The following is a 3,259-nucleotide window of genomic DNA, read 5'->3' on the forward strand; positions in this document are numbered from 1 at the left end:
GTTCCGTGCGACACGACGCCGACGTGTTGTATCCGAAATTTGGATAAGTCTCGGAGTTCACAAGACTTTTTGAGTTGCAGGGGTGACCCTCATAACCTGAAGGTCGTAGGTTCAAATCCTACTCCCGCAACCAAAATTACAAACGATATCAAACGCTTAGGCCGAAGCAAGGCGCCAGACGGGGCGCTTTTTGCATTTGCAACACAGAACAACTGGTTCCTTGGCGATTCCAAAGGCTTACACCGGTTTCGATTTCTTCCGTGCAACACCCATGCGACACGGGATGACCAGATGTTCGTGGGACGTTCCATGGCCGAATGAGCTTGACCACTGGGCAAACCAGAGCCGTCATGTCCTCGAAACCAACAAGGGGATAATCATGCCAAAGACCAACGACGCGGCGCTGGACGCCTTCATCGCCGCCAAGACTGAGATCGACGCAATGCTGGCACGGCTGGTGGCGCACAGCGCCGACCACTTCGGTTACAGCCCCGAGGAGGTGAATTGGGGCCATGTCGGCACGCTGGACCACTACCTCGCCCGCCTGCGCGAAACCACCGACATGGCGTTCCGCGAGGGTGAGCACGCCGACTGATCACAGTCCGAAGTTTCAGCACCCACCTTGCTGATTAGAGGGGGGGCACAAAACAGGGATGCTGTGTGCCGCAACATCCCTGCCGGTTAGGCTGACTGGCCAAAGCACGTCCCCTTGGCCAGCTTGCTGATGGCAGCGTGCGCGCCCGTCAGGTGTTGATCCCTCGGCAGGTCCCAAGTGGGGAACAGCCCTGCGACAGCCGCCATATGGTTCTCCAACTCGCTGATGACCATGGTGATGTTCCGTGCCCCATTGTATTCATCAGCCGCCCTCCGGAGATCGGCGCACAGAGCCATGATCGCTGCATAGTTGCGCATCGCATCAAGCTGACTCGCCCTCTTCGTGTCGTCGACTAACAGGGTGAGGCCATGCAGAACGGCGCGGATATCTTGCTCCATCATGCTGCAACAGTCCCCACGCCATCCAGTCGCACAGCGACGCTGGTGACGCCGTTCCCAGCAGCCTCGGTCGCGATGCCCACGGGGAAGCGACCGGTGCCCGGCACGTTGATGTTCTTGGCCGTGTTGTCCCACGCCACCAGAGCGCCAACCGTCACCACGGCGGCGGTGACTTTCGGCAGCTGATAGACGCCGGTTGTGGCCAGTTCGACCGGATCGCCCACGGCGGCCGCGTATGCGGCGATGCCGAAGATGTTGCCGACGATGACGCCCTCGCCAGAGGCGATGCCGCCTACTGGAGCGGGCACGGTGATGACGTCGCCCTTTTAGATATGGTTCTTCATGGTCAGAGCCCTTTCGAGGATTGGATGCGGACGACCGAAATGCGGTCGGTCGCCCCTGCGATCTGCCGGTTGAGGTCCGCGAGCGCGGCGGCGATCTCGCCGTCACTCGAATAAGTGACGCGCTTGCCGTCGTATTCGACGGTGCGGACGCCCTGATAGCGCGCGGCCATCAGAGCCTCCCGCCAGGCGGTGAGCTGGGCGGCGTCCGCCACGTTACGCGCCCGCGTTCGCTAACCAGCCGCGATGGTCGATGAAGCCCGCCCCGAAGTCGAGGATCACCCGGATTTCCACGCCGTCCACGTCCCACCCGGAACGGCTCTCGACCTGCGGGCCTTCCGCGCCCGAGAGATAGGCGAACTCCAGCCCGTCGATCTCGCCGGGGTCGGCGGTGACGTACCAGCGCGTCGCGCTCGACAGGCGCGGTTCGACCACCAGCGAGAGCGACCCGGAGAAGGGGTTCACGTCCGCGGCAGTAGCGGGTGCGATGCTCGCCAGCCATTTCTCGGCCACGGTTTCCAGCGCGGGCGGGACCAGCAGGTTGCGCGGCGTCACGCGGATTGTGCGGTCCTCGATGCCCTTCTGCGTCCGCAGCGCCAGCCGGGCAGCCGAGAGCGTCGCGTCGGAGATCGCCGCGCCAGTGCCCGCTTTGTTGCCATGGTCCGCATGGAACAGCGTCTTGCCGTCCGCCATGGTCGGCCCGTTGCCGCTGCCCGCCTCGAGCAGGGTGACGAGGATCCGCGCCTCGGTCTCGGCCGCGGCCTGACCCATGCGCCGGGCGAGGTCCGCGAAGGCGCCGAGGTCGTCATTGACCAGCACCTGCCGGGTGACGCCGATCTTCCGTGCCCAGGTCTCGACCTTGTAGGCCTCCCGCGCCTCGGCCATCGTCCCGGCCTTGATCTCGCCGTGCTCGTTCAGCTTCTCCAGCAGCGGCGCCTCGCCCAGCATGATCTTGTTCACCGCGCGGAAGTCCCGAGCCGTGGTCTGGCGGCCGAGACGGCGGATACCCGAAGGCGCGGCCTGGTAGGCATCGCGCAGCACCCGGCCCACCGTGTCCCCGAGGATGATCGGGAAATCGGAGGTGGTGTGGAGCGCCCTGGTCTCGAGGCTCGCGGGCGACAGCGCCATGGTGGACTCGCCGCGCAGCGTCAGCAGCTCCTTCGCCATGTCCACGGGCGTGGCGTATGCGTAGCGCCTCGCCGGTTCGCTCAACTCGTGGCGCGGGTTGATCCGGGCGTAGAGGGCTTCGCCCATCTGGCGGGTGCGAACGGCAGGGTCGTCGTGACTGTCTCCCATCTCGACGCGGACCTGTTCCGTACGGATCGCCGGCGCGGATCTCTTCGCCAGCGCCTCGAAGGCCGCGCAGCGGGCGGTGTCGGGATCGGCGCCTCCGTCGATCTGGCCGTCGATCCAGGACTGGTCCAGCCCGGCGATGCGGGCGATGGAGCGGATCTCGGCGTTCGCTTCGGCGCGATTGGCTGCACCGTTCCGCTCGGGAACGGTGCTCGCCCGGGGGCCAGCTGCGTTGAAAGCGCCAACGGACCTGCTGCCGGCTTGTGCCGAGTCTGAGGTCGGGGTGGTCGTCGTGTCCGTCATCTCTGTCTCCATGCGAATATGGGCGCCGGGATCGGCGGGCGTCGGCACCAGGGAAATCTCTTGGGGCGTCCAGCGTACGGCGGTCAGCACGCGCACGCCGTTCTCGGTCGTCTCTGCCCAGTCCTCGACCGAGTAGCCGACCGAGACATGCCGCAGGATGCCCGCTAGACTCAGGACCCATTAAACGGGTTGAGGCTGCGCAGTCTGCGTGATTCATCGTCCCCGAACCAAAGGGGGCATGATGAGCGATCTGTATTGGCTGAGCGAGGCTCAGATGGCGCGGCTGAGGCCCTATTTTCCGAAGAGCCATGGCGTGCCACGCGTTGATG

The 3,259-nt window shown here is 65.0% G+C and carries 5 protein-coding genes and 1 pseudogene; 2 read left to right on the forward strand and 4 right to left on the reverse strand.

All coding sequences use genetic code 11. The features are described from left to right. Positions 1-379 precede the first annotated feature (379 nt). Positions 380-595 (forward strand): hypothetical protein, encoded by a 216-nt coding sequence (locus ROA7023_RS23135; protein WP_085881306.1) that lies wholly within the window; start codon positions 380-382, stop codon positions 593-595. An 86-nt stretch (positions 596-681) separates the two neighbouring features. Here ROA7023_RS23135 and ROA7023_RS23140 read toward each other — a convergent pair whose 3' ends face one another. Genes ROA7023_RS23140 through ROA7023_RS23155 form a run of 4 tightly spaced genes read right to left on the reverse strand, consistent with a single transcriptional unit; the run spans position 682 to position 3,104 of the window. Next, on the reverse strand, positions 682-996 hold the full coding sequence (locus tag ROA7023_RS23140; protein ID WP_085881307.1) for a hypothetical protein: 315 nt from the start codon (positions 994-996) through the stop codon (positions 682-684). Continuing rightward, on the reverse strand, positions 993-1,307 hold the full coding sequence (locus tag ROA7023_RS23145; RefSeq protein ID WP_268808038.1) for a DUF2190 family protein: 315 nt from the start codon (positions 1,305-1,307) through the stop codon (positions 993-995). The genes ROA7023_RS23140 and ROA7023_RS23145 overlap by 4 nt, the downstream gene beginning before the upstream one ends. 32 nt (positions 1,308-1,339) lie before the next feature. After that, entirely contained in the window at positions 1,340-1,549 is a 210-nt protein-coding gene (locus ROA7023_RS23150) for a phage head-tail joining protein (protein WP_085881308.1), read from the reverse strand. A 1-nt stretch (position 1,550) separates the two neighbouring features. Further along, a complete protein-coding gene (locus ROA7023_RS23155; protein WP_370739266.1) occupies positions 1,551-3,104 on the reverse strand; it encodes a prohead protease/major capsid protein fusion protein in 1,554 nt (517 codons plus the stop codon). 67 nt (positions 3,105-3,171) lie between these two features. On the opposite strand from ROA7023_RS23155, the pseudogene ROA7023_RS24245 reads away from it, so the two are divergent. After that, positions 3,172-3,259: pseudogene (locus tag ROA7023_RS24245) on the forward strand (IS5/IS1182 family transposase); the annotation flags it as partial.

This window comes from Roseisalinus antarcticus, assembly GCF_900172355.1.
In the GTDB taxonomy this organism is placed as follows: Bacteria; Pseudomonadota; Alphaproteobacteria; order Rhodobacterales; family Rhodobacteraceae; genus Oceanicola; species Oceanicola antarcticus_A.

Coding starts and splice junctions, on each gene's coding strand:
- ROA7023_RS23135 (WP_085881306.1), top strand. CDS start 380: ATGCCAAAGACCAACGACGCGGCGCTGGACGCCTTCATCGCCGCCAAG.
- ROA7023_RS23140 (WP_085881307.1), bottom strand. CDS start 996: ATGATGGAGCAAGATATCCGCGCCGTTCTGCATGGCCTCACCCTGTTA.